We start from the raw sequence: 22,373 nt of genomic DNA on the forward strand, positions 1-22,373 counted from the left end.
CATGTAGATGTGCCGCCATGCTTTACTTAAATGGAAATGACTTGACTGTTCAGGAAGGCTTCGGTACCTTATATAAGTGTTTTATTTTCTTGCTGAATGGTATTCCGCCGTATTTTTTTGATAGGAGTTGCTGACATGACGGAAGAAAGAAAAGAAACGTTTGAAGAAGAAGTTAACCAGAGTGAAAGAATAGATGCAGATGAAGAACCGCTATCGAGAATGTCCAGAAATGCCAGCAGGCAAAGCAAGCAGAAGCAAAAACAAAAGCAGAAACCGCACCAGGAACGCGGTGTATCAACTGCTAAAGACAAGCTTGCGTCTGTATGGGCAGCCATCAACAGATATTGCGGTTTTGCGTTCTCGATTTTGAAATCACCGGCGAAAACCGTCGTAGCGGATGGTTTTTCTCATTATAAGTATGGTTTGATTTCAATGCTTATATTCAGTATGATCTTTTCAATCGGGAACTGGTTTCAGTTAAAGGCGAGCTGGAATCGGCCGCTCGGTTTCGGAGAACGCCATCACGCTTTTTATGACGGATTTTTAGTCGTTCTTGTGTATTTGCTTCTCTTTTTCGCGGTAATGGTCTTAGCCGTATGGGCCGTCTCCCGCTATATGATGAAGCAGAAGGTGACGTTCAGGGAAGCGGCTGCCGGTTTGGGTTCATTGCTTGTACCAGTGATTGCTGTTTCAATCCTTTGGCTGATCTTTGCGATCGTGAATATCCCGATGCTGACAGTTCTGTTTACAGTGCTGATATTGTTTTCGATCTTTTTTATGATGGCGCTGTATGTGCAGCGTCTGTATCAGGCGGCACAGGATGCACCGATTGACTATATCTATTGTGTATTTGCTGTGGTTGCGATAGCGCTGCTGTTTGCGGCAGTGACTTGGCCGTTGATTTCTGAATATTTTACGGCGTCGCTGATTCCGCTTTAATGAAAAAACCGGCTAATCCAAGCCGGTTTTTTATGTCACACTTTTTACAAATATATCTAAAAAACATAGTTGATTTGTAGGATTAATCCATGTATGATAGGGAAAATGCTGTAAACGTCCAGCGCACAAACCTTTATGTTTAAGGAGGATGATGGACATGGCTGATTTACTTCGCCGAGCGATTAATCAAAAGAAACAATTTTTAAAAACCAAATTACTGCTCTCGGAATTTTATCAGGGAAGAGGGGAACAGCTGGCTCATTATACGCTGAGTGAGCTTGAGAAAGAATACAAGTCCCTTCTGAAAATGAAAAAAGAGATCTGACAATATATGAGAAGAGGTGAGTCTGCTGAAAAGCGGGCTTTTTTATTTTGATTTTGAAAAGGTGAGAAAGAGGGTAAACTACTACTGTTCACTCTCATAAAGCGTGTCGAAATATTTTCCTTAGGTTCATGGCCTCAGCTCATTGTAAACGACTCATTTCTCTAGTAGAATATGAATGCTTTATGCAAGATGAAGAGTAGGGGGATGAAATAAAATGATGCAAACCATCTTATCAAATGGGTTAGCCATGGTTCTCATAATTCTCATTATTAATATTGTCTATGTGTCATTTTTTACGATAAGAATGATTTTAACGCTGAAAGGCCAGCGTTATTTAGCGGCCGGCATCAGTACGATTGAAATACTGGTTTATGTGACAGGGCTGAGTCTAGTGCTCGATAACTTAGACCAGATTCAAAATGTGATCGCGTACGCGCTCGGTTACGGTCTTGGCGTGATTGTCGGCATGAAAATAGAAGAAAAATTGGCGCTTGGCTATATTATGGTCAATGTGATTACGAAGGAGCTCGATCTTGATCTTCCGAGGCAGCTCCGTGAAAAAGGCTACGGCGTGACAAACTGGGTGGCCGGCGGGCTTGAAGGTGACCGCACCGCCCTTCAGATTCTGACGCCGAGAAGATATGAACTTCAGCTATATGATACGATTAAAACACTTGATTCAAAAGCTTTTATTATTGCGTATGAACCAAAAACAATCCATGGCGGCTTCTGGGTCAAAGCGGTGAAGAAGAGGAGAATTAAAGAATAATGGCAAAGCCGAAGAAGAAAAAGTTTGAAGTAACAGAGCAGCAAACGATTGATGCGGTGCTTCAGCAAATGAAAGAAGAAGGATATCTGCCTGTAAGGCGAATGGAAGAGCCTATTTTTATGGAGAAAAAGGAAAATGGGACAATTCAGATCGTTCCGTGCGGGAAAAAAATCGTATTTGAAGGGAAATTGATCTAAAACACGAACATTAGTTGAATGAATTTTTGTATCGTTCGATAATATCGTTGACATTATCCATGTCCGTTGTTAAGATAAACATGAAATCAAAACACGACCTCATATAATCTTGGGAATATGGCCCATAAGTTTCTACCCGGCGACCGTAAATTGCCGGACTATGCAGGAAAGTGATCGATAAAACTGACATGGATATATCGCAGAAGCGAACGACTGACGATACATGTACCATGCCCGGTTTGTATTGCTTCCTCATAAGTGCAATGCAGAGCGGGTATTTTTTATTTTCTGAAAACAAAAGCATTAGAAGGTGGGAACAGAATGCAGCCGCTAGTAGGAATCATCATGGGAAGCACTTCCGATTGGGAGACAATGAAAAACGCATGCGACATACTTGACGAACTCAATGTTCCGTACGAAAAAAAGGTCGTTTCCGCTCACCGGACGCCTGATTTCATGTTTGAATACGCTGAAACTGCCAGAGAAAGAGGCATCAAGGTGATTATCGCCGGTGCCGGAGGAGCGGCCCATCTTCCAGGGATGACGGCGGCGAAAACAACTCTGCCGGTCATTGGAGTACCGGTTCAGTCCAAGGCGCTGAACGGGCTGGATTCACTTCTTTCTATCGTGCAAATGCCTGGAGGCGTGCCTGTTGCGACAACAGCCATCGGCAAAGCAGGCGCTGTGAACGCAGGCCTGTTAGCGGCGCAAATTTTGTCAGCTTTTGACGAAGACCTTGCCCGTAAGCTGGATGAGAGAAGAGAAAATACAAAACAGACGGTGTTAGAAAGCAGTGATCAGCTTGTCTAAACAAATCATCTATCCGGGAGCTGTAATCGGCATTATCGGCGGCGGCCAGCTTGGGAAAATGATGGCTGTGTCCGCCAAACAAATGGGGTATAAAGTCGCGGTCATTGATCCAGTGAAAGATTCGCCGTGCGGACAGGTTGCGGATATCGAAATTACCGCTCATTACAATGACCGTGAAGCGATTCGAAAATTGGCTGAAATCAGCGATATCATCACGTATGAGTTTGAAAACATCGACTATGATGCGCTGCATTGGCTAACAGGTCATGCGTATCTCCCGCAAGGAAGTGAGCTGCTGCTCATTACCCAAAACCGTGAAACGGAGAAAAAAGCAATTCAAGCCGCGGGCTGTGAAGTCGCGCCGTACAGCATCGTCAAAACAAAGGATGAACTGAAACAGGCGGTACAGGAGCTTGGGCTTCCAGCAGTCCTGAAAACATGCCGCGGCGGATACGACGGTAAAGGCCAAGTTGTAATCAAGGAAGAGGCGCAAATTGAGCAGGCTGCAGCTCTTTTAGAACACGGAACCTGCATTCTCGAAAGCTGGGTTTCTTTTAAAATGGAACTGTCGGTGATCGTCGTCAGATCGGTAAACGGCGAAATTGCAACATTTCCGGCAGCTGAAAACATTCACCACAACAATATTCTTTTCCAAAGCATCGTGCCTGCACGGGTGGAGGAAGGGATTCAGAAGAAGGCTGCTGATTTAGCCGTTAAGCTTGCAGACGAGCTTAACCTTGTCGGACCGCTTGCTGTTGAGACGTTCCTGACAGAAGACGGAGAGCTTTTGGTCAATGAACTGGCGCCAAGACCGCACAATTCAGGGCATTATACGCTGGACCTTTGCGAGACAAGCCAGTTTGAACAGCATATCAGAGCAGTATGCGGCCTTCCGCTCGGGAAAACAGATTTGCTGAAGCCGGGCATGATGGTGAATCTTCTCGGCGATGAAGTGAAGCTTGTGGAGGAAGAGCCGGAGCTTTTAAAAGAAGCAAAGCTATATATATACGGAAAACATGAAATCAAAAAAGGCCGCAAAATGGGGCATATTACATTTATGAAGCAGCCTGAAGACCATTGGATTCAGGAGATCACAAATAAATGGATGAATAGAGACGGAGGACAAGCAGAATGATCGAACGTTATTCAAGACCTGAAATGTCCGCGATTTGGACGGATGAAAACAGATTTCAAGCATGGCTGGAGGTAGAGATTCTTGCCTGTGAAGCGTGGGCGGAGCTGGGCGTCATTCCGAAAGAAGACGTAAAGGTCATGCGCGAGAACGCGTCATTTGACATCAACCGCATTTTAGAAATCGAACAGGACACGCGCCATGACGTTGTCGCTTTTACACGCGCCGTTTCCGAATCACTGGGTGAAGAAAGAAAATGGGTGCACTACGGCTTAACGTCAACTGACGTTGTTGATACTGCTCTTTCTTACTTATTAAAACAGGCAAACGATATTCTGCTCAAGGACCTTGAGAGATTTGTTGACATTATAAAAGAAAAAGCGAAAGAACATAAATACACAGTCATGATGGGGCGCACACACGGCGTACACGCTGAGCCTACAACATTCGGCTTAAAACTTGCGCTTTGGCATGAGGAAATGAAACGGAATCTTGAGCGTTTCAAACAAGCGAAAGAAGGCATCGAGGTTGGGAAGATTTCCGGCGCTGTCGGCACATATGCGAACATTGACCCGTTTGTTGAGCAATATGTATGTGAGAAGCTCGGATTGAAAGCAGCACCGATTTCAACTCAAACCCTTCAGCGTGACCGCCATGCTGACTATATGGCGACACTTGCTTTGATCGCGACAAGCATCGAGAAATTCGCAGTGGAAATCCGCGGACTGCAAAAGAGTGAAACACGCGAAGTTGAGGAATTTTTCGCGAAAGGGCAAAAGGGTTCATCTGCGATGCCGCACAAACGCAATCCGATCGGCTCTGAAAACATGACAGGCATGGCACGCGTGATCCGCGGCTACATGATGACGGCTTACGAAAATGTTCCATTATGGCATGAGCGCGATATTTCTCATTCTTCAGCAGAACGGATTATTCTTCCGGATGCGACAATCGCTCTGAACTACATGCTGAACCGCTTCTCTAACATCGTGAAGAACTTAACGGTCTTCCCGGAAAACATGAAGCGCAACATGGACCGCACACTCGGCCTTATCTACTCTCAGCGCGTGCTGCTTGCCTTGATTGACACAGGCCTGACTCGTGAAGAAGCCTATGATACAGTACAGCCAAAAGCAATGGAAGCGTGGGAAAAACAAGTGCCGTTCCGTGAACTTGTGGAAGCGGAAGAGAAAATCACGTCCCGTCTTTCTCCAGAAAAAATTGCTGACTGCTTTGATTACAACTACCATCTGAAAAATGTTGATCTGATCTTTGAACGTTTAGGTTTAGCATAGAAGAAGCTTTTAGGCGGCTTCTTCTATGCCGTCTTAGTTTGAAAATTCCCAACATTCGGGTTAGGAGGCCTTCCGTGAATATTGTGAAGAATGAACTTTTATATGAAGGAAAAGCAAAAAAGATCTACAAAACCGATGACGAAAACACGCTGTACGTCGTGTATAAAGACTCCGCCACTGCTTTTAACGGCGAGAAAAAAGCAGAAATCAGCGGAAAAGGGCGCTTAAATAACGAGATTTCAAGCTTAATTTTCAAACACCTTCATGCTAAAGGCATTAACAACCACTTTATCGAGCGTATTTCGGAAACAGAGCAGCTCATTAAAAAGGTAACGATTGTGCCGCTTGAAGTCGTAGTCAGAAATGTGGTAGCAGGAAGCATGTCCAAACGTCTCGGCATTCCAGAAGGCACAGAGCTTGAACAGCCGATTATCGAGTTTTACTACAAGGATGATGCGCTGGGTGATCCGCTTATCACAGAAGATCATATTTGGCTCTTAAAAGCAGCAACTCCTGAGCAGGTAGAAACCATTAAGTCCATTACAAAAACAGTAAATGAAGAGCTTCAAGCCATTTTCGACGATTGTCATGTCAGATTAATAGATTTCAAGCTTGAATTCGGTTTAGATGCAGACGGGCAAGTGCTTTTGGCGGATGAAATTTCACCTGACACATGCCGCTTGTGGGACAAAGACACGAACGAAAAGCTGGACAAAGATTTATTCAGACGCAATCTGGGAAGCTTAACCGACGCATACGAAGAGATTTTCAAAAGACTGGGAGGCATTCATCATGTATAAAGTAAAAGTTTATGTCAGCTTAAAAGAAAGTGTACTAGATCCACAAGGGAGCGCTGTCCAGCATGCCTTGCACAGTATGACTTATAACGAAGTTCAAGATGTGCGCATCGGAAAATACATGGAGCTTACCATTGAAAAATCTGACCGTGATCTTGACGTCCTGGTAAGAGAAATGTGCGAAAAACTTCTTGCGAATACAGTGATTGAAGATTACAGATACGAGGTTGAGGAGGTAGTCGCACAGTGAAATTTGCGGTGATTGTGTTACCCGGCTCCAACTGTGATATCGATATGTATCATGCTGTAAAGGATGAGCTCGGCCATGAAGTGGAATACGTCTGGCATGAGGAAACAAGCCTTGACGGCTTCGACGGCGTGTTAATTCCGGGAGGATTTTCTTACGGCGATTACTTGAGATGCGGCGCTATCGCCCGATTTGCGAATATTATGCCAGCTGTCAAACAGGCGGCCGCTGAAGGAAAACCTGTTCTTGGCGTCTGCAACGGATTCCAGATTTTACAGGAGCTTGGCCTTCTGCCAGGCGCAATGAGACGCAACAAAGATTTGAAGTTCATTTGCCGTCCGGTTGAATTAATTGTACAAAACGATGAAACATTATTCACATCTTCCTACGAAAAGGGCCAATCGATTACAATCCCGGTTGCCCACGGTGAAGGAAATTTCTACTGTGATGACGAAACGCTTGCTTCATTGAAAGAAAACAATCAAATTGCTTTCACATACGGCTCCAATATTAATGGAAGTGTCAGCGACATTGCCGGTGTCGTGAATGAGAAAGGCAACGTATTAGGCATGATGCCTCACCCTGAGCGCGCGGTCGATGAACTGCTTGGAAGCGCCGACGGTCTTAAATTGTTTCAGTCTATCGTGAAAAATTGGAGGGAAACTCATGTCACTACTGCTTGAACCAAGTAAAGAACAAATAAAAGAAGAGAAAATGTATCAGCAAATGGGTGTCAGTGATGATGAGTTTGCATTGATTGAATCCATTCTTGGCAGATTGCCGAACTACACAGAAATCGGAATTTTTTCTGTCATGTGGTCAGAGCATTGCAGCTACAAAAACTCAAAGCCGATTCTGCGTAAATTCCCGACAAGCGGAGAGCGTGTGCTGCAAGGTCCGGGGGAAGGCGCCGGAATCGTTGATATCGGTGACAACCAAGCGGTTGTGTTCAAAATTGAATCACATAACCACCCATCAGCTCTCGAACCTTACCAAGGCGCTGCGACTGGCGTAGGCGGCATTATCCGTGACGTTTTCTCAATGGGTGCCCGTCCAATCGCTGTATTGAACTCTCTTCGATTTGGTGAACTGACTTCACCGCGCGTGAAGTACTTGTTTGAAGAAGTAGTAGCGGGTATCGCCGGATACGGCAACTGTATCGGCATCCCGACAGTCGGCGGAGAAGTGCAGTTTGACAGCAGCTATGAAGGTAATCCGCTCGTCAACGCAATGTGCGTCGGTTTAATCAACCATGAAGACATCAAAAAAGGCCAGGCGAAGGGTGTCGGCAACACAGTAATGTACGTAGGAGCGAAAACGGGGCGTGACGGGATCCACGGCGCTACGTTTGCATCTGAAGAAATGTCTGATTCGTCTGAAGAAAAGCGCTCTGCTGTTCAAGTCGGCGATCCGTTTATGGAGAAGCTTTTGCTTGAAGCATGTCTGGAAGTCATCCAATGTGATGCGTTAGTCGGCATTCAGGATATGGGAGCTGCCGGTTTAACAAGCTCAAGTGCGGAAATGGCAAGTAAAGCCGGTTCTGGTATTGAGATGAATCTTGACCTGATCCCTCAGCGTGAAACAGGCATGACTGCGTATGAAATGATGCTTTCTGAATCACAGGAACGGATGCTTTTGGTCATCGAGCGCGGACGTGAGCAGGAAATTATCGATATTTTTGACAAGTACGAACTTGAAGCGGTTTCTGTCGGACGTGTAACAGATGATAAAATGCTTCGCCTCACACACAAAGGTAAGGTTGTATGTGAGCTGCCTGTTGATGCCTTGGCAGAAGAAGCTCCGGTTTACCACAAGCCTTCTCAAGAGCCTGCTTACTACCGCGAGTTTTTAGAGACAGACGTTCCGGCTCCCCAAATTGGTGATGCGAATGAAACGCTGAAGGCCCTCCTCCAGCAGCCGACGATTGCAAGCAAAGAGTGGGTTTACGATCAGTATGACTACATGGTGCGGACGAATACCGTTGTCGCTCCTGGGTCTGATGCGGGTGTTCTCAGAATCCGCGGAACGAAAAAGGCGCTGGCGATGACGACAGACTGTAACGCGCGTTATCTCTATCTCGATCCTGAAGTCGGCGGGAAAATTGCTGTCGCTGAAGCGGCGCGCAACATCATTTGCTCAGGCGCAGAACCGCTTGCAGTCACAGATAACCTTAACTTTGGAAACCCGGAGAAACCGGAAATCTTCTGGCAGATCGAAAAAGCGGCTGACGGCATCAGCGAGGCGTGCCGTGTTCTCAGCACACCGGTTATCGGCGGAAACGTATCGCTTTATAACGAATCAAACGGCACGGCGATCTACCCGACACCTGTTATCGGCATGGTCGGCTTAATTGAAGATACAAAACACATTACAACACAGCATTTCAAACAAGCGGGAGATCTCGTATACGTGATTGGCGAAACAAAACCTGAGTTTGCCGGAAGCGAGCTGCAAAAAATGACAGAAGGCAGTATTTACGGAAAAGCACCGCAAATCGATCTTGATGTAGAACTGTCACGCCAAAGAGCATTGCTTGATGCGATTAAAAAAGGCTTTGTTCAATCTGCGCATGATGTGTCTGAAGGCGGCTTAGGCGTAGCGATTGCAGAAAGTGTCATGACGACGGAAAATCTTGGCGCGAACGTGACTGTTGAAGGGGAAGCAGCATTATTATTCTCTGAATCTCAATCCCGCTTCGTCGTTTCAGTGAAAAAAGAACATCAAGCAGCATTTGAAGCAGCTGTGAAAGATGCAGTTCATATCGGTGAGGTAACAGCTGATGGTCTTCTGGCGATTCAAAACCAAGACGGACAACAATTGATTCATGCGCAAACGAAAGAGCTTGAGCGCGCATGGAAAGGAGCTATCCCATGCTTGCTGAAATCAAAGGCTTAAATGAAGAGTGCGGCGTATTTGGGATTTGGGGACATGAAGAAGCCCCGCAAATCACGTATTACGGACTCCACAGCCTCCAGCACCGAGGACAGGAGGGTGCGGGCATTGTAGCGACTGACGGTGAAAAGCTGACGGCGCACAAAGGCCAAGGGCTGATCACTGAAGTGTTTCAAAATGGTGAGCTTAGCAAAGTAAAGGGAAAAGGCGCAATCGGGCACGTTCGGTATGCGACGGCTGGAGGCGGCGGATACGAAAATGTACAGCCGCTCCTCTTCCGTTCCCAAAACAATGGCAGCTTGGCGCTTGCTCATAACGGAAACCTTGTCAACGCCACTCAGCTGAAGCAGCAGCTCGAAAATCAAGGGAGCATTTTTCAAACCTCTTCGGACACAGAGGTTTTGGCTCACCTGATCAAAAGAAGCGGCCACTTCACGCTGAAGGATCAAATTAAAAACTCGCTTTCCATGCTGAAAGGTGCATACGCATTCCTGATCATGACCGAAACAGAAATGATCGTCGCGCTTGACCCAAACGGGCTTAGACCGCTATCCATCGGCATGCTGGGCGACGCTTATGTGGTCGCATCAGAAACATGCGCATTTGATGTCGTCGGCGCAACGTATCTTCGTGAGGTAGAACCGGGAGAAATGCTAATCATCAATGATGAAGGCATGAAATCAGAGCGATTCTCTATGAATATCAACCGGTCCATTTGCAGCATGGAGTACATTTATTTCTCAAGACCTGACAGTAACATTGACGGCATTAACGTGCACAGTGCGCGTAAAAACCTTGGGAAAATGCTGGCTCAGGAATCCGCAGTTGAAGCTGACGTCGTAACAGGGGTTCCGGATTCCAGTATTTCTGCGGCGATCGGGTATGCAGAAGCAACAGGCATCCCGTACGAGCTGGGCTTAATCAAAAACCGCTATGTCGGCAGAACGTTTATTCAGCCGTCCCAGGCTCTGCGCGAGCAAGGCGTCAGAATGAAGCTATCAGCGGTGCGCGGGGTTGTGGAAGGCAAACGCGTCGTTATGGTAGATGACTCTATCGTGCGAGGAACAACAAGCCGCCGGATTGTCACGATGCTCAGAGAAGCGGGTGCAACAGAGGTGCATGTGAAAATCAGTTCACCGCCGATCGCTCATCCGTGCTTTTACGGCATTGATACGTCCACCCATGAAGAACTGATCGCATCTTCCCATTCTGTTGAAGAAATCCGTCAGGAAATCGGGGCGGACACCCTCTCATTTTTGAGTGTGGAAGGGCTGCTGAAAGGCATCGGCAGAAAATACGATGACTCTAATTGCGGACAGTGTCTCGCTTGCTTTACAGGAAAATATCCGACTGAAATTTACCAGGATACAGTGCTTCCTCATGTAAAAGAAGCAGTATTAACCAAATAAAACTTGAAAATGACATAAAGGCAGCGCAGTTCGGCTGCCTTTCTCTTTCTGCCCTCGTTCGGGGAGATATTTTGAAAAGCGCCTTAAAGGAGTGAATAGGATGTCTGAAGCATATAAAAACGCAGGAGTTGACATCGAAGCCGGATATGAAGCTGTAAAACGAATGAAAAAACATGTGGAGCGCACAAAACGGCTTGGCGTTATGGGCAGCCTCGGCGGTTTTGGCGGCATGTTTGACCTGTCTGAGCTTTCTTATCAAAAACCTGTTTTAATTTCGGGAACGGACGGTGTCGGCACCAAATTAAAGCTCGCTTTTTCCATGGATAAGCATGACACGATTGGGGTTGACGCTGTTGCGATGTGTGTCAATGATGTGCTGGCACAAGGCGCAGAGCCGTTGTTTTTCCTCGATTATTTAGCGGTCGGCAAAGCGGACCCTATGAAAATTGAGCAGATCGTACAAGGTGTAGCGAACGGCTGTGAGCAATCAGGTTCAGCCTTAGTCGGCGGCGAAACGGCTGAAATGCCGGGACTCTATACAGCCGATGAATACGATATTGCCGGTTTCTCAGTCGGAGTGGTAGAAAAGGACGAAATCGTGACTGGAGAAAACATCAAAGAGGGCCATCTTTTGATCGGCCTTAGCTCCAGCGGCCTTCACAGCAACGGATTTTCCCTTGTGAGAAAAGTGCTTCTGGATGATGCGGAGCTGGATCTTGATACAACATACGAACCGTTTGACCGCCCGCTTGGCGAGGAACTGCTTGAACCGACAAGAATTTATGTGAAGCCTGTGCTTGCCGCGGTGAAAAGCGGAAAAGTCGACGGCATGGCACACGTGACAGGCGGAGGATTCATCGAAAATATCCCTCGTATGCTTCCGGAAGGCTTAAGTGCGGAAATCGATCACGGCTCATGGCCGATTCCGCCGATTTTCTCTTTCCTGCAAGAGTACGGCAAGCTGAAGGAAGAAGACATGTTCAACGTCTTTAATATGGGCATCGGCTTTGTTTTGGCAGTCAAAGAAGAGCATCTGACAGATGTGATCGGAACGCTTGAAAGCCAAGGCGAAAAAGCCTATTTGATCGGGCGTGTGAAACAAGGCGAAGGCGTCACATTCGGCGGTGCGGCACTTTCATGAAAAAGTTTGCGGTATTTGCATCAGGAAACGGTTCAAACTTCGAAGCCATCGTCACGCGTTTGAAAGAGGAGAACTGGGATGCGTCCGTATCGCTCCTCGTTTGCGACAAACCGCAGGCGACAGTCATCGAACGGGCGGAAACATTTGAAATTCCATCCTTTGCATTTGAGCCCAAGTCTTATGAAAACAAGGCCGCATTTGAACGGGCCATTATCGAACAGCTTCATCTTCACAACGTTGAATTGATTGTTCTTGCCGGTTATATGAGGCTGATAGGTGATACGCTGCTTCAGGCATACGGAGGAAAAATCATTAACATTCACCCGTCACTTCTTCCGGCGTTCCCTGGGATCGACGCAGTCGGACAGGCGTACCGCGCGGGTGTGAAGGTGGCCGGAATCACCGTGCATTATGTCGATGAAGGAATGGATACAGGCCCGATCATCGCTCAAAAGGCAATCGAAATTGACGAACATGAGACATTGGAAACAATTGAACAGCGGATTCACAAGCTTGAGCATAAATGGTATCCGAGTGTAATTAAACAGCTATTAGGATTAAATAACAGAGGTGAAAAGGCATGACCATTAAACGTGCATTAATCAGTGTTTCAGATAAAACAAATCTCGTTCCTTTCGTAAAAGAATTAACAGAGCTTGGCGTTGAAGTGATTTCAACAGGCGGAACGAAAAAGCTTCTTCAAGAAAACGGTGTGAATGTCATCGGAATTTCTGAAGTGACAGGCTTTCCTGAAATTATGGACGGACGGCTCAAAACACTTCATCCGAATATTCACGGCGGTCTTCTAGCAGTTCGCGGCAATGAAGAGCATATGGCGCAGATCAATGAACACGGGATTCAGCCGATTGACCTCGTTGTCGTCAACCTCTATCCATTTAAAGAAACGATTTCTAAAGAAGATGTCACATATGAAGAAGCGATCGAAAATATCGACATCGGCGGACCGGGCATGCTGCGTGCGGCATCAAAAAACCATCAGGACGTGACGGTTATCGTTGATCCAGCGGATTACAACCCAGTGCTGAATCAAATCAAAGAAGAAGGCGGCGTATCCCTTCAGAAAAAACGCGAGCTGGCGGCAAAAGTATTCCGTCATACTGCGGCATATGATGCACTGATCGCTGACTATCTGACAAACGTTGTCGGTGAAAAAGAACCAGAACAATTCACTGTAACATTTGAGAAAAAACAATCGCTTCGCTACGGAGAAAACCCGCATCAGGAAGCAACATTCTATCAAACAGCACTTCCTGTTAAAGGCTCCATTGCGCAAGCGGAACAGCTCCACGGCAAAGAGCTTTCTTATAACAACATTAAAGATGCGGATGCGGCAGTTCAAATCGTCCGTGAATTCACTGAGCCTGCTGCGGTTGCCGTGAAGCATATGAATCCGTGCGGCGTTGGAACAGGGGAAACAATCTCAGAAGCGTTTGACAGAGCGTTTGAAGCGGATAAAACATCTATCTTCGGCGGCATTATCGCGCTGAACCGTGAAGTGGACAAGGCAACTGCCGAAGCGCTCCACAACATTTTCTTAGAAATCATCATTGCGCCTTCATTCAGCCAAGAAGCGCTTGATATCCTGACTGCGAAGAAAAATCTTCGTCTGCTGACACTTGATGTGACAGCTGCCGTTCAAAAAGAAAAACAGTTGACATCCGTTCAAGGCGGTCTGCTGATTCAAGATTTAGATATGCATGGCTTCGATGATGCTGAGATCAGCATTCCGACAAAAAGAGAACCGAACGAGCAAGAGTGGGAAGACTTGAAGCTTGCTTGGAAAGTCGTAAAGCATGTGAAATCAAATGCGATCGTTCTTGTGAAAGACAACATGACAGTCGGCGTAGGAGCAGGCCAAATGAACCGCGTCGGATCAGCGAAAATCGCCATTGAGCAAGCAGGTGAAAAAGCGAAAGGCAGCGCACTTGGATCTGATGCATTTTTCCCAATGCCGGATACTGTTGAAGAAGCGGCAAAAGCAGGCGTTACGGCTATCATTCAGCCGGGGGGATCTGTACGTGATGAGGATTCCATCAAAAAAGCGGATGAGTACGGCATTGCCATGGTATTCACCGGCATCAGACACTTCAAACATTAAGGGGATGAAAACGACGTGAATGTATTAATTATCGGTAAAGGCGGAAGAGAGCATACGCTGGCATGGAAGGTGGCGCAAAGCAGCCTCGTCGAGAACGTATTTGCCGCTCCTGGAAATGACGGCATGGCAGCTTCCGCACAGCTTGTAAACATTGAGGAAAGCGACCACGCCGGGCTTGTCTCGTTTGCAAAAGAAAATCAGGTCGGCCTGACCATTGTCGGCCCTGAGGTTCCTTTAATTGAAGGTCTGGTGGATGAATTCGAAAAAGCGGGTCTGCGCGTGTTCGGCCCGTCAAAAGCCGCGGCGATCATCGAAGGAAGCAAACAGTTCGCTAAGGATTTAATGAAGAAATACGACATACCGACCGCAGAATACGACACGTTTACATCCTTTGAAGAGGCGAAGGCATATGTGCAGGAAAAAGGCGCTCCGATTGTCATAAAAGCAGATGGACTTGCGGCTGGAAAAGGCGTTACAGTTGCCATGACAGAGGAAGAAGCGATTGCATGTCTGCATGATTTTCTTGAGGATGAGAAGTTCGGTGATGCGAGCGCGTCCGTTGTTATTGAAGAATTTCTGTCCGGTGAAGAGTTTTCTCTAATGGCATTCGTCAAAGGAGAAAAGGTGTATCCAATGGTGATTGCCCAGGATCACAAGCGGGCGTTTGACGGAGACAAAGGCCCCAATACGGGCGGAATGGGCGCTTACTCTCCAGTTCCGCAAATTTCGGAAGAAATGATCCGCCATGCTGTAGAAACCATCGTCAAGCCCGCTGCAAAAGCAATGGTGCAAGAAGGCCGTTCCTTCACTGGCGTTTTGTACGCGGGATTGATGCTTACTGAAAACGGCTCGAAGGTCATCGAATTTAATGCCCGTTTCGGCGATCCGGAAACACAGGTCGTGCTTCCGCGCATGGAATCTGATCTGGTACAGGTGCTTCTTGATCTTTTGGATGATAAGGAAGTTGACTTAAGATGGAAGGATACCGCGGCTGTAAGTGTTGTGCTTGCTTCAGAAGGGTACCCGGAAAGCTATGCAAAAGGCACGCCGATCGGCAGCCTTGCAGCGGAAACTGAGCAGGTTGTGGTCTTCCATGCCGGAACGAAAGCAGAAGATGGAGAGTTCGTCACAAACGGGGGCCGCGTCGCCAATGTGACGGCTTTTGATGAAACGTTTGAAGCGGCGAGAGACCGAGTGTATAAAGCCGTTGATGAGATCATCAAGCCCGGACTCTTTTTCAGAAAAGACATTGGGGCACGCGCTTTAAAGGCTGCTCAAAAATAAAATGATGAAAACCCGCAGATTGAGCTGCGGGTTTTTTATTATACAAAAGCGGGGTGGTGAGCGGAAGAAGAAAGTACAACCAGCGTGGTCGGTTTTCCGTGCGCCATCGAGGCATCAATAAAATCTTCAAGCGTATGTACCGATTCTGTCACCACTTTTGTTACATAGCTGTACATCCCTGTAATGCGGTGATTTTCTGCCACATCAGGATGCGCTTTTGCAAAGGCGGCGTAGTGCTTGCAGCTTTTCGGCTCCATTAGGATAAAAGCCGTAACATGCTTGTTTAGTTTTTCGTAACAGATATTCGCGCTATAGCCGGTAATCACTCCTTTGTCTTCCAGCTTCCTGACACGTTCCGCCGCGCTTGGCGAGCTGAGGCCGACGAGCTTTCCCAGCTCAACCATCGTTAATCTGCCATTTCGCTGCAAATGCGAGAGAATGTGAAGATCTGTATCGTCCATTTGTCTGGCTCCTTTACATGTTTAAGCGAATTCGTGAAAATTCCTTTTATCATAAGGTAATGCTGTTGATTTAACTTAATTGTAGCATATGGATGCCGTCTTATTTTTCTTATAATAAAGCCATCAACGGGAGAGGAGGAATCATGTTGCCAGAATTGCAGCGTTCGATCACTTGGATACAAGGGACGGCACTAACGATTGGGGCCGTTTTAGGCTGCGGGATATTAATCCTGCCGTCTGTCACTGCTGACGCAGCCGGTCCAGCTTCTTTATTTGTTTGGGTGTTCATGTCTTTCTTATCTTTTCTTCTTGTCGGCACACTGGCCCGGCTTGTGAAAATAGCACCCAGCGCGGGAGGAATTACGGCTTACGTGCAGCTGGCTTTTCAGAAAAAAGTCGGAGCGGTTTTGGGCTGGATCATGTTAGGGTCCGTTCCAATCGGCGTTCCCGTCATCGCTTTGACTGGCGCGCATTACGTCAGTTACGTTACAGAGGCTTCGGATTGGCAGATTACTTTGATTGCATGCTGTATGCTGGCTGTCTCTATTTTGCTTCATATGAGAGGCATTCAACTATCTGCGAACATCAGTACACTCGTCATTTGTGTCATCGTGTTTCTGCTTGTCACTTCTGTTGCCGTGTCACTGCCTCACGTTAAAGCAGCAGAATTCGAACCGTTTCTTCCGCATGGCTGGTCTGCCGCGGGATCTGTTTCAGTTATGATTTTTTTCTCTTTTGTAGGCTGGGAAATGATTACCCCATTGGCTGAGGAATTTCATCATCCTGAAAAAGATGTTCCAATCAGCTTGTTCTTGGGAGCGGCTTGTGTGGCAGGGCTGTATATCATGCTGTCATTTGTGACGGTGGGGACTCATTCATATGGAGAGAATGGAGAAATCGCATCGCTGGCCATGCTCATCTCAAAAGGAGCCGGGGAAAGCGGAGTATATGTAACGGTATGCTTAGCACTGTTTATCACATTCTCCACCATTCATGCCAATATTGCGGGTTTTTCCAGAATGGTGTACGCCTTGGCGAGAGAGGGGCACATTCCTGTATATTTCGGGAAACTCAGTGAGGCAAAACATACGCCTATCCGTGTATTAACAGCGCTTGCCGCAGTGTTTGGCTTAGTGCTTGGGGCATATGGCTTGTTTCAAATCGATTTGACAACTCTGTTAAAAGGGCCGAGTGCGGCATTCATCGCATCTTACATATGTACAATGGCGGCAGCCATGAAGCTGCTGAGCTGGCGAGATTCAGGCTGGTGGATGGCATTCGGGGCGTTTGCGGCGTGCGCAGTGATTTACTCTTTCAGCGGCTGGGCACTCCTTTATCCGGCAGCACTGGCAGCTGCAGGCTACCTCTATATGAAGACAAAGGAATGCCGTGAGAAAAAGCTTGATCACGTTTCGTGAGCAAGCTTTTTTGTTTATCTGTTTTGATGCTCCTGTTCGTTATTGCCGGAAGCGCTGTTTTGAACCATGTAGGTCACAGGGCAGAAGCGCAAAATTCCCGAACCTGCTTTCAAGGCCCCCATAAAGATGTAAAAGAGGTGCATTCTGCACCAAGGCTTTTTTGTAAACTTTGCGCTGGCGGCTGACATAATCGTCAGTCCGCAGGCGATTCTGAAGACGGCATTAACGAGACTGATGTTTGGTTTCATGGAAATCCGCTCCTTTTCACTTAAAAAAATTTTTTAATTGAACCTTCAAAAATTTGTAACGTTTTAACCGTGCGTGATGAGGAAGGATGTGATAACATGAGTCTAATACATGTAAAGGAGAGTATGTGAATGTCCGAACGCACCTTTAACTGGAAAAACAAAGACATCAGGGCACAGGTTGATGTTGTAGACTCAAAGCTGCTTCCAACGCTCCTTTTACGGAATGCTCTCGTCTTAAATCCATATGTAAAACAATGGCTGAAAAAAAACATTTGGATTTATCAGGACCGCATTGTTTATGTGGGTCATGAACTTCCGAATAGAGCCGAAGAAATTCATACGATTGATTGTGAAGGAAAATACATTGTGCCAGGGTATATCGAACCGCACGCACATCCTTTTCAAATATATAATCCCCAAACGCTGGCGGAATATGTGTCTCAATACGGAACAACGACATTTGTGAATGATAACTTATTTTTGCTTTTACAAAGCGGAAAAAAGAAAGCGCTTACCATTTTAAATGAACTCAAAAAGCAGCCTGTTCAATATTTTTGGTGGTCACGCTATGACCTCCAGACCGAGGTTCTGAATGAGGATCACGTTCTTCCGTTTGATGTCAGAAAGCAGTGGATTGAACATCCGGATGTGATTCAAGGCGGAGAAATGACCGGATGGCCTCGTTTGGTAGATGGTGATGATTTAATGCTTCACTGCATGCAAGCTACAAAGAAGCAGAGGAAACGCATTGAAGGGCATTTTCCCGGCGCTTCAGATAAAACGCTTACAAAAATGAAGCTGTTCGGAGCGGATTGTGATCATGAAGCGATGACAGGTGATGAAGTGATGAGAAGGCTGGAACTAGGCTACTATGTTTCTCTTCGGAACTCTTCCATTCGCCCTGATGTAAGAAAAATCTTGCAGGAGCTGCATGAGAAGGGTTTCCGCTATTATGACCATTTCTTTTACACGACAGACGGCGCGACGCCGAATTTCTATAAAGGCGGCATGACAAACGAACTGATCCGCATCGCGTTAGAAGAAGGAGTTCCGGCAATCGATGCCTACAATATGGCATCATTTAATATCGCAAAGTATTACCAAATGGATGATTATTTAGGAGTGGTCGGACCGGGAAGACTGGCATCGCTAAATATACTTGAAGATCCGTTAAACCCGAATCCCGTGACCGTTCTGTCAAAAGGGACCATCCTTCGTGAAGACGGCTGTGATTTGAAGGCGTTTACAAAGACGGGTTGGAGCAAAGGCGGTCTTGTCCCGCTTGAGCTTTCATATGATATGACGATGGATGATTTGCAGTTTTCCATGCCGATGGGCGTGAAAATGCGGAATGCGGTCATTATGGAGCCGTATATGATTGAGATCGACAATTCGATGGAACAGCTCTCATTTGACCATGATGAAAGTTATTTGACGATGCTTGACAGACATGGGAAATGGCGCGTCAATACGATGATAAAAGGCTTTGCCTCAAGCGTGCAGGGATTTGTGAGCTCCTTTACGACGACAGGCGATATTGTCGCGATCGGAAAAAATAAAGCGGATATGCTGCTCGCTTTCGCCCGCATGAAAGAGATCGGGGGAGGAATCGTCCTTGCGGAAAACGGGAACATTCTGCATGAAATTCCGCTTGCGCTGTGCGGCTGCGCCTCTTCGGAAGCGTATGAAGACGTGCTGGAGAAGGAACAAAAGCTGAGAGATCTTTTGACTGAAAGAGGCTACGAGTATTGTGATCCCGTCTATACGCTGCTCTTTTTGCAAAGTACGCACCTTCCGTATATACGCATTACGCCGAGAGGAATCTTCGACGTCATGAAAAAAACTGTACTCTTTCCATCGATAATGCGTTAAAATATAAAAGAGCGGGGAGCCGACATATGAAAAAATGGATGACAGGTTGCGTGCTGTGTTTCGTGTTTTTTCTGCTGGTATCCTGCCAGCAGAAGGATGCTGTCCCGGATGCTGAAAAGAAGCTGAAAGCTCCTTTGACGGGACTGGAGACTGAACAGAAGGTGACTGAACGCCGGCCTGTTGCTGTTGTGGTGAACAATCACCCGAAGGCGAGGCCGCAATCAGGACTGTCTAAAGCCGACATTGTCATAGAAGCGCTGGCCGAAGGGCAAATTACAAGATTTCTGGCCATTTTCCAAAGCCAGATGCCTGAAACTGTCGGACCTGTGCGAAGCGCGCGGGAATATTTCGTCACTCTCAGCAATGGCTTTGACAGCATATTTGTTCATCACGGCTGGAGTCCCGGCGCCAAAGAGCAGCTGGAATCCGGAGCTGCCGATTATATTAACGGATTGGATTTTGACGGAAGCTTATTTTGGAGAGCTGATTTTAGCAAACCGCCCCACAATTCCTACACGTCTTATGATTACATAAAAAAGGCGGCGGAACAAAAGGGATATGAGCTGAAGCGGGAAACAGATCCGCTGCTGTTTCAAACATCAGAAGCAAAACCTGCAAATGAATCTTACAATGTTCGGGTAGATTATGGAACAAAGAACGTTACAAATCTTGTCGAATACAAATATGATAAAAAAGCTGAAGCTTATACAAGAAGCTCTGATGGTGTCATAACGACAGACCGGGAAACCGGAAAGCCGGTTGCAATGCAAAATATTTTCATTGTTGAAGCCAGCCATCATACTATTGATCAAGATGGAAGGCGGGACATCGACCTGGAATCAGGGGGCAAAGGTCTGTTGTTTCAGCACGGAAACGTTATTGAAACAGACTGGAAACAAGTAAACGGTAGAATTGTGCCGGTAAAAGACGGCAAATGGCTGCCGTTTGTGCCAGGAAAGACTTGGATTAATATCGTGCCTGATCTCGATGCGGCTTCCATTAGTAAAGGAGAAGGTGTGTAACGATGCAAATCGATAAATTACGCGGCAAAGAGCTGGACCAGTTATTCAACTCGATCTTATCGCTGAAAGACCTGGAGGAATGTTACCGGTTCTTCGATGATCTTTGCACAATTAACGAAATTCAATCGCTGGCTCAGCGTCTTGAAGTGGCGCGCATGCTTCGCGAAGGAAACACGTATCATAAGATTGAAACAGAAACAGGTGCTTCCACGGCTACGATTTCCCGTGTGAAACGCTGCTTAAATTACGGAAATGACGCTTATGAAATGGCGCTTGACCGTGTGAAGGAAACTGAAACTGAGTCTTCTTCTAAATGACAGAGAACCGCCCTGCCGTTCGGCATGGGCGGTTTCTTTATGAAACAAATTGGTGGATCAGTTTGTCGATGTCGACGATGCTGCCATCCTCTTTTCGATAGACAACATGCTCCTTGGAAAAGCGGACCGGCGAATTGATGCCCGCTGCGGCTGCAAGGTTAAACAGCCCCTCGCGCAGCGAAATGACGTAATTGCAGACACGATGCTGTTTTTCCTCAACGCTCAGTGCTTTTTGCAGTTTTGGATCTGTTGTCGCTACACCTGCCGGACAAGTGTTGGTGTGGCAGACGAGAGCGCGGATGCAGCCGACTGAAAACATCATGCCCCGTGCAATGTTGACAAAGTCAGCGCCGAGGGCTAAAGCGACCGCGATTTTGTCAGGAGTCAGGAGTTTCCCGGAAGCAAAGATTTTCAGCTGGCCGCGCAAGCCATATTGTCTAAGGAGCGTATCAACAATAGGCAGCGCTGTCATAATCGGTAGGCCGACTGTGTCAGCGAGCTCATAAAAGGAAGCGCCGGTACCGCCTTCGCTCCCGTCGATCGTGATAAAGTCTGGATGCTGTCCGCTTTTCTGCATATGGGAGAAAAGCTCGTGCAATTCGTCAGGATGGCCTGCAACAATTTTGATTCCGACTGGCTTTTGCCCGACATCTCTAAGTTTCTCAATAAAGTCGAGCATTTCGGGAGCGCTTGAAAATTCATAAAAGCGGTTCGGGCTGTCAATCGATTTCCCCGGTTCGACATTCCGAATGTCTGCCACTTCTTCTGATACCTTGGCGCCATCCACATGGCCACCGCGGGTTTTCGCTCCTTGCGCCAGCTTCAGTTCAAAGGCTTTAATTTGGTCAAGCCTGCTTTTTCTTTTAAACTCCTCCCATGAAAATTCTCCGTTTCTTTTGCGCACGCCAAAAAGCCCCGGTCCGATTTGGCAAATGATATCGGCATTGCCCTTTAAGTGATACTCAGATAATCCTCCTTCACCGGTATTCATCCATGTGCCGCCTGCCTGATGAAGCCCTTTTGAGAGCGCCGTAATCGCCCGTTCTCCAAGGGAACCGTAGCTCATGGCAGACTGGCCGACTAATCCCTTCACATAAAAAGGCTTCTCGCATGTATGCTCACCGATCACCTGCACATCATCAGGGTGGAGAAAATACGGATCAGCCTTAATATGTTCGGCGTGTTCCTTGCGTTTGAATAGATTGTCAGCATCGATTTTATAGATTTGGGTTTCGATTTTAGGCGTTTGGTTTACATGCATTTCTTCTTTTTGTTTCGGAAAAAGAGCGTTACGGATATAAAAACCCGGTTTATCAAAATCTCTTACAGATCCAAAGCCCATCATTCTGCTTTTGTATTTGCCCGAGATGACGGTTTGTTCATATTCCTTTCGGGAAAAGGGCTGCTCCTCATTGTCATTGCTGTATAAATACTGCCTGAGCTCCGGACCGATTTTTTCAAAGATATATCGAAACCTTCCGATGACGGGATAGTTGCGGAGAATCGAATGCTCCTCCTGTTTTTCATCCTTTATGTAGATCCATACAAACAAAACGATGGGGATGGCAATAATCCCGATAATAAATGCGATGAGTGCAATAATGATGGATTCCATCTGTCACCCTCCCTTTTTATGTATCCATTTCCACAGTTGAACACTTTCCAAACAATAACAAAAG

Annotated in this window: 23 protein-coding genes and 1 riboswitch; of the genes, 20 read left to right on the top strand and 3 right to left on the bottom strand. The window is 46.7% G+C overall.

Annotation, left to right across the window (positions count from 1 at the left end; all coding sequences use genetic code 11):
* The first annotated feature begins 135 nt into the window (after positions 1-135).
* The 16 genes from GYO_RS25915 (at position 136) to purD (ending at position 15,356) form a co-directional block, all read left to right on the top strand.
* Entirely contained in the window at positions 136-939 is an 804-nt protein-coding gene (locus GYO_RS25915) for a DUF6574 domain-containing protein (protein WP_014112909.1), read from the top strand.
* A 157-nt stretch (positions 940-1,096) separates the two neighbouring features.
* Positions 1,097-1,264 (top strand): Fur-regulated basic protein FbpA, encoded by a 168-nt coding sequence (locus GYO_RS25920; RefSeq protein ID WP_014112910.1) that lies wholly within the window; start codon positions 1,097-1,099, stop codon positions 1,262-1,264.
* Positions 1,265-1,478: 214 nt separating this feature from the next.
* Positions 1,479-2,033, top strand: coding sequence for a DUF2179 domain-containing protein (locus GYO_RS25925; RefSeq protein WP_041520875.1), 555 nt, complete (start codon positions 1,479-1,481; stop codon positions 2,031-2,033).
* Positions 2,033-2,230: an NETI motif-containing protein gene (locus tag GYO_RS25930; RefSeq protein WP_014112912.1), complete on the top strand. Its 198-nt coding sequence runs from the start codon at positions 2,033-2,035 to the stop codon at positions 2,228-2,230. Before GYO_RS25925 ends, GYO_RS25930 begins: the two co-directional genes overlap by 1 nt.
* A 79-nt stretch (positions 2,231-2,309) precedes the next feature.
* Positions 2,310-2,411, top strand: a riboswitch (purine riboswitch).
* Positions 2,412-2,551: 140 nt separating this feature from the next.
* Positions 2,552-3,040, top strand: coding sequence for a 5-(carboxyamino)imidazole ribonucleotide mutase (purE, locus tag GYO_RS25935; RefSeq protein ID WP_003219405.1), 489 nt, complete (start codon positions 2,552-2,554; stop codon positions 3,038-3,040).
* On the top strand, positions 3,033-4,175 hold the full coding sequence (purK, locus tag GYO_RS25940) for a 5-(carboxyamino)imidazole ribonucleotide synthase (protein ID WP_014112913.1): 1,143 nt from the start codon (positions 3,033-3,035) through the stop codon (positions 4,173-4,175). Before purE ends, purK begins: the two co-directional genes overlap by 8 nt.
* The gene (gene purB, locus GYO_RS25945; protein ID WP_014112914.1) at positions 4,172-5,467 is read left to right on the top strand and encodes an adenylosuccinate lyase; all 1,296 of its coding nucleotides are present in this window, start codon (positions 4,172-4,174) and stop codon (positions 5,465-5,467) included. The genes purK and purB overlap by 4 nt, the downstream gene beginning before the upstream one ends.
* Positions 5,468-5,541: 74 nt before the next feature.
* Positions 5,542-6,267 (top strand): phosphoribosylaminoimidazolesuccinocarboxamide synthase, encoded by a 726-nt coding sequence (purC, locus tag GYO_RS25950; protein WP_014112915.1) that lies wholly within the window; start codon positions 5,542-5,544, stop codon positions 6,265-6,267.
* Positions 6,260-6,514: a phosphoribosylformylglycinamidine synthase subunit PurS gene (gene purS / locus GYO_RS25955; RefSeq protein ID WP_014112916.1), complete on the top strand. Its 255-nt coding sequence runs from the start codon at positions 6,260-6,262 to the stop codon at positions 6,512-6,514. The genes purC and purS overlap by 8 nt, the downstream gene beginning before the upstream one ends.
* Positions 6,511-7,194, top strand: coding sequence for a phosphoribosylformylglycinamidine synthase subunit PurQ (gene purQ, locus GYO_RS25960; RefSeq protein ID WP_014112917.1), 684 nt, complete (start codon positions 6,511-6,513; stop codon positions 7,192-7,194). Before purS ends, purQ begins: the two co-directional genes overlap by 4 nt.
* Positions 7,178-9,406, top strand: a complete 2,229-nt coding sequence (gene purL, locus GYO_RS25965) for a phosphoribosylformylglycinamidine synthase subunit PurL (protein ID WP_014112918.1) — start codon at positions 7,178-7,180, stop codon at positions 9,404-9,406. The genes purQ and purL overlap by 17 nt, the downstream gene beginning before the upstream one ends.
* Entirely contained in the window at positions 9,382-10,812 is a 1,431-nt protein-coding gene (gene purF, locus GYO_RS25970) for an amidophosphoribosyltransferase (RefSeq protein WP_014112919.1), read from the top strand. The genes purL and purF overlap by 25 nt, the downstream gene beginning before the upstream one ends.
* 100 nt (positions 10,813-10,912) lie before the next feature.
* On the top strand, positions 10,913-11,953 hold the full coding sequence (gene purM / locus GYO_RS25975) for a phosphoribosylformylglycinamidine cyclo-ligase (RefSeq protein WP_014112920.1): 1,041 nt from the start codon (positions 10,913-10,915) through the stop codon (positions 11,951-11,953).
* Positions 11,950-12,537 carry a phosphoribosylglycinamide formyltransferase gene (purN, locus tag GYO_RS25980; protein ID WP_014112921.1) on the top strand — a complete coding sequence of 196 codons (588 nt, stop codon included), beginning with the start codon at positions 11,950-11,952 and terminating at the stop codon, positions 12,535-12,537. The genes purM and purN overlap by 4 nt, the downstream gene beginning before the upstream one ends.
* A complete protein-coding gene (purH, locus tag GYO_RS25985) occupies positions 12,534-14,072 on the top strand; it encodes a bifunctional phosphoribosylaminoimidazolecarboxamide formyltransferase/IMP cyclohydrolase (RefSeq protein ID WP_014112922.1) in 1,539 nt (512 codons plus the stop codon). The genes purN and purH overlap by 4 nt, the downstream gene beginning before the upstream one ends.
* 15 nt (positions 14,073-14,087) lie before the next feature.
* Entirely contained in the window at positions 14,088-15,356 is a 1,269-nt protein-coding gene (gene purD, locus GYO_RS25990; RefSeq protein ID WP_014112923.1) for a phosphoribosylamine--glycine ligase, read from the top strand.
* Positions 15,357-15,394: 38 nt separating this feature from the next.
* On the opposite strand, the gene GYO_RS25995 is transcribed toward purD, so the two are convergent.
* Positions 15,395-15,817 carry an Lrp/AsnC family transcriptional regulator gene (locus GYO_RS25995; RefSeq protein WP_014112924.1) on the bottom strand — a complete coding sequence of 141 codons (423 nt, stop codon included), beginning with the start codon at positions 15,815-15,817 and terminating at the stop codon, positions 15,395-15,397.
* A 143-nt stretch (positions 15,818-15,960) separates the two neighbouring features.
* Here GYO_RS25995 and GYO_RS26000 point away from each other — a divergent pair, with 143 nt between their 5' ends.
* On the top strand, positions 15,961-17,235 hold the full coding sequence (locus GYO_RS26000; RefSeq protein ID WP_014112925.1) for an APC family permease: 1,275 nt from the start codon (positions 15,961-15,963) through the stop codon (positions 17,233-17,235).
* Positions 17,236-17,249: 14 nt separating this feature from the next.
* Here the strand turns inward: GYO_RS26000 and GYO_RS26005 are convergent, their stop codons facing one another.
* Complete coding sequence (locus GYO_RS26005) at positions 17,250-17,483, bottom strand: YgaP family membrane protein (protein ID WP_014112926.1); 234 nt, start codon at positions 17,481-17,483, stop codon at positions 17,250-17,252.
* 129 nt (positions 17,484-17,612) lie between these two features.
* Here GYO_RS26005 and GYO_RS26010 point away from each other — a divergent pair, with 129 nt between their 5' ends.
* The 3 genes from GYO_RS26010 to GYO_RS26020 are packed head-to-tail and all read left to right on the top strand — an operon-like array spanning position 17,613 to position 20,694.
* The gene (locus tag GYO_RS26010; protein WP_014112927.1) at positions 17,613-19,355 is read left to right on the top strand and encodes an adenine deaminase; all 1,743 of its coding nucleotides are present in this window, start codon (positions 17,613-17,615) and stop codon (positions 19,353-19,355) included.
* A gap of 26 nt (positions 19,356-19,381) precedes the next feature.
* Entirely contained in the window at positions 19,382-20,377 is a 996-nt protein-coding gene (locus tag GYO_RS26015) for a DUF3048 domain-containing protein (protein WP_014112928.1), read from the top strand.
* A 2-nt stretch (positions 20,378-20,379) separates the two neighbouring features.
* On the top strand, positions 20,380-20,694 hold the full coding sequence (locus GYO_RS26020) for a YerC/YecD family TrpR-related protein (protein ID WP_003219429.1): 315 nt from the start codon (positions 20,380-20,382) through the stop codon (positions 20,692-20,694).
* 37 nt (positions 20,695-20,731) lie between these two features.
* Here GYO_RS26020 and GYO_RS26025 read toward each other — a convergent pair whose 3' ends face one another.
* Positions 20,732-22,309 (bottom strand): FMN-binding glutamate synthase family protein, encoded by a 1,578-nt coding sequence (locus GYO_RS26025; RefSeq protein ID WP_014112929.1) that lies wholly within the window; start codon positions 22,307-22,309, stop codon positions 20,732-20,734.
* Positions 22,310-22,373: the final 64 nt, after the last annotated feature.

It is taken from the genome of Bacillus spizizenii TU-B-10 (assembly GCF_000227465.1).
GTDB classification, from domain to species: domain Bacteria; phylum Bacillota; class Bacilli; order Bacillales; family Bacillaceae; genus Bacillus; species Bacillus spizizenii.

Bases quoted from the DNA above. Each gene is read 5' to 3' on its own strand.
- purS (WP_014112916.1), top strand. From the start codon at position 6,260: ATGTATAAAGTAAAAGTTTATGTCAGCTTAAAAGAAAGTGTACTAGAT.
- purL (WP_014112918.1), top strand. From the start codon at position 7,178: ATGTCACTACTGCTTGAACCAAGTAAAGAACAAATAAAAGAAGAGAAA.
- GYO_RS26005 (WP_014112926.1), bottom strand. From the start codon at position 17,483: ATGAAACCAAACATCAGTCTCGTTAATGCCGTCTTCAGAATCGCCTGC.
- purE (WP_003219405.1), top strand. From the start codon at position 2,552: ATGCAGCCGCTAGTAGGAATCATCATGGGAAGCACTTCCGATTGGGAG.
- GYO_RS25925 (WP_041520875.1), top strand. From the start codon at position 1,479: ATGATGCAAACCATCTTATCAAATGGGTTAGCCATGGTTCTCATAATT.
- purM (WP_014112920.1), top strand. From the start codon at position 10,913: ATGTCTGAAGCATATAAAAACGCAGGAGTTGACATCGAAGCCGGATAT.
- GYO_RS26015 (WP_014112928.1), top strand. From the start codon at position 19,382: ATGAAAAAATGGATGACAGGTTGCGTGCTGTGTTTCGTGTTTTTTCTG.
- GYO_RS26000 (WP_014112925.1), top strand. From the start codon at position 15,961: ATGTTGCCAGAATTGCAGCGTTCGATCACTTGGATACAAGGGACGGCA.
- GYO_RS25915 (WP_014112909.1), top strand. From the start codon at position 136: ATGACGGAAGAAAGAAAAGAAACGTTTGAAGAAGAAGTTAACCAGAGT.
- GYO_RS26010 (WP_014112927.1), top strand. From the start codon at position 17,613: ATGTCCGAACGCACCTTTAACTGGAAAAACAAAGACATCAGGGCACAG.
- purH (WP_014112922.1), top strand. From the start codon at position 12,534: ATGACCATTAAACGTGCATTAATCAGTGTTTCAGATAAAACAAATCTC.
- GYO_RS26020 (WP_003219429.1), top strand. From the start codon at position 20,380: ATGCAAATCGATAAATTACGCGGCAAAGAGCTGGACCAGTTATTCAAC.
- purN (WP_014112921.1), top strand. From the start codon at position 11,950: ATGAAAAAGTTTGCGGTATTTGCATCAGGAAACGGTTCAAACTTCGAA.
- GYO_RS26025 (WP_014112929.1), bottom strand. From the start codon at position 22,309: ATGGAATCCATCATTATTGCACTCATCGCATTTATTATCGGGATTATT.
- purF (WP_014112919.1), top strand. From the start codon at position 9,382: ATGCTTGCTGAAATCAAAGGCTTAAATGAAGAGTGCGGCGTATTTGGG.
- purB (WP_014112914.1), top strand. From the start codon at position 4,172: ATGATCGAACGTTATTCAAGACCTGAAATGTCCGCGATTTGGACGGAT.
- GYO_RS25930 (WP_014112912.1), top strand. From the start codon at position 2,033: ATGGCAAAGCCGAAGAAGAAAAAGTTTGAAGTAACAGAGCAGCAAACG.
- GYO_RS25995 (WP_014112924.1), bottom strand. From the start codon at position 15,817: ATGGACGATACAGATCTTCACATTCTCTCGCATTTGCAGCGAAATGGC.
- GYO_RS25920 (WP_014112910.1), top strand. From the start codon at position 1,097: ATGGCTGATTTACTTCGCCGAGCGATTAATCAAAAGAAACAATTTTTA.